Source organism: Polaribacter sp. (assembly GCF_965656025.1).
Classification (GTDB): Bacteria; Bacteroidota; Bacteroidia; order Flavobacteriales; family Flavobacteriaceae; genus Polaribacter.
On the sequence record NZ_CBFHJT010000027.1, the window covers coordinates 19,509 to 21,548 of the forward strand.

The window sequence follows — 2,040 nt, forward strand, 5'->3', positions numbered from 1 at the left end:
AACTGATGCCCAATTTCATGTGCAACAAAATCGATATCATAAGGATCTCCAATGGGTGCACCTCTACCTGTGACACCACTTGCCTTTTGACCAGAAATACAAACAACTCCTAAACCTGCTAAGCCATCTCCACCTACACTAAAAAGGTGTCCAATATCATAGTTTGCATTACCTATTTGGGTGTCTGCAATAGATTGTACTTCATCAATCATTATATCTGGGTCTCCATCTGTAATATTATCTGTGGTCGCGTCTAAAAAAATAATTTTATCGTTATCATCTACAAATTCCATTTTTACAGCTAATTCCTTTTCAAAAATTCCATTTACTCTTGTCATAGAAGTATTCATTGCAGATAATACTGCTGCTTTTTTCACCTCTTCTGTAGCTGTTTCAGGCACATTTTGATTTGATAGATGAAATTGCGAATACTCTCCACTACAGACTAACGCCAAACGAAAGGTTCTTAAATTACCGTCGTTAACACCATTTTTTTGTGAATAGTTTGTGAATTGTTTTTTTGAAGTTTCTTCTACATCACACTTAAAAGCTTTGTCTTCTTTGTTTAAATCTGATGTTTTATAAACTATAAAGTCACTATTATTTGCAGTGTATGGATCTATATAAATTGTTTTAGCTTCTGCTGTAAAAATAATGGCATGAAAACCATCTGTACCCATACTAATTTTTGCGTAAGATGTTGGGTTGTCTATACCAACAGCTGTGTAAGATTTTATATTTGGGAATTTTGCCGCTAATTTTTTACTAAAATTAGAAGATTCTGTAATAGTAAAAGTTTCTAAATTGCCTAAATCATTGGGCAATTTAATTTGCTTGTTTGCAGATTTTAAACTACTATATAGTATGTTTTGCAACTTTTTTGTGTTTAAAGAAAAAAGCTGGTATTTGTTAGGAAAATTCTTAAAACTACGTATTTGTTTTTTAGAAGAATAATAGCTTTCTCCGTCTACTTTTTGCCACAAATCTTGCGCATTTATTGTAGTTGAAAAAAGCATTAAAACAAGTACGTTTAATAAGTAAAATTGTTTAGTTTTCATAAATAACAATTAAATGAATATGAATCTTTCAAATATAAGGAAATATTTATCTTTGTAGTCGAGATTATGAACAGAAACATACTACTTAAAGACCTTAAGGTTAAAGATTATAAAGAAACTTGGGATTATCAATCTGAATTATTGCAAGAAATTGTAGATGTTAAGATTGAAAATAGGAGAAAAAACCTTACTAAAACTACAGAAAATCATTTTTTATTTGTGGAGCATCCGCATGTATATACCTTAGGTAAAAGTGGCGATTTAAGTAATCTATTACTTTCTGAAAAACAATTGGCTGACAAAGGGGCTACATTTTACAAAATAAATAGGGGTGGTGATATTACCTACCATGGTCCAGGGCAAATTGTTGGTTACCCCATTTTAGATTTAGAAAATTTTTTTACAGACATTCATAAATACTTGCGTTTACTAGAAGAAAGTATTATATTAACTATTGCAGAATATGGTTTAAAAGGCGAAAGAAGTGAAGGTGAAACTGGTGTTTGGTTAGATGTTGGTACTCCTTTTGCTCGTAAAATTTGTGCGATGGGCATTCGCTCTTCACGTTGGGTAACCATGCATGGTTTTGCATTGAATGTAAATACCAATTTAGGGTATTTTGATCATATAATTCCTTGTGGAATTAGAGGGAAAGCAGTGGCTTCTATGGAAGCTGAATTGGGTAAAAAATTAGATTTAGAAGAAGTAAAAGCTAAAATTTTAAAACATTTTAAGGATTTGTTTGAAGTAGACGCATTTTTGAGTTAGTTTGAAGTTAAATATTAAAAAAACTCGAACTAACCACCAAAAACCAACAACCGAAAACTAACAACTACTTCTCTTCATTAAAATATACTTTGTAGTATTTCATTTTTTTCTCTTCATCATAACCTCTTTCTAAATATTCTGATGCTGCTTCTGGTGCATCTACATCTAATTTTATATTGATGTTTGTATCTAATTTAATTTCGGTTTTTAACTT

2 protein-coding genes and 1 pseudogene are annotated in these 2,040 nt (G+C 30.9%); 1 reads left to right on the forward strand and 2 read right to left on the reverse strand.

The genetic code is table 11. The features are described from left to right. On the reverse strand, nucleotides 1-1,058 hold a 1,058-nt coding region (locus ACTG3S_RS07010; RefSeq protein ID WP_439128646.1), incomplete at its 3' end, for a zinc-dependent metalloprotease family protein. A gap of 66 nt (nucleotides 1,059-1,124) precedes the next feature. Here ACTG3S_RS07010 and lipB point away from each other — a divergent pair. Continuing rightward, a complete protein-coding gene (lipB, locus tag ACTG3S_RS07015) occupies nucleotides 1,125-1,826 on the forward strand; it encodes a lipoyl(octanoyl) transferase LipB (protein WP_439128647.1) in 702 nt (233 codons plus the stop codon). 64 nt (nucleotides 1,827-1,890) lie between these two features. Here lipB and ACTG3S_RS07020 read toward each other — a convergent pair. Further along, nucleotides 1,891-2,040 (reverse strand): annotated as a pseudogene (locus ACTG3S_RS07020) (nucleoid-associated protein); the annotation flags it as partial.

What these genes read in the sequence shown, in the direction of transcription:
- lipB (WP_439128647.1), top strand. Translation starts at nt 1,125, where the DNA reads ATGAACAGAAACATACTACTTAAAGACCTTAAGGTTAAAGATTATAAA.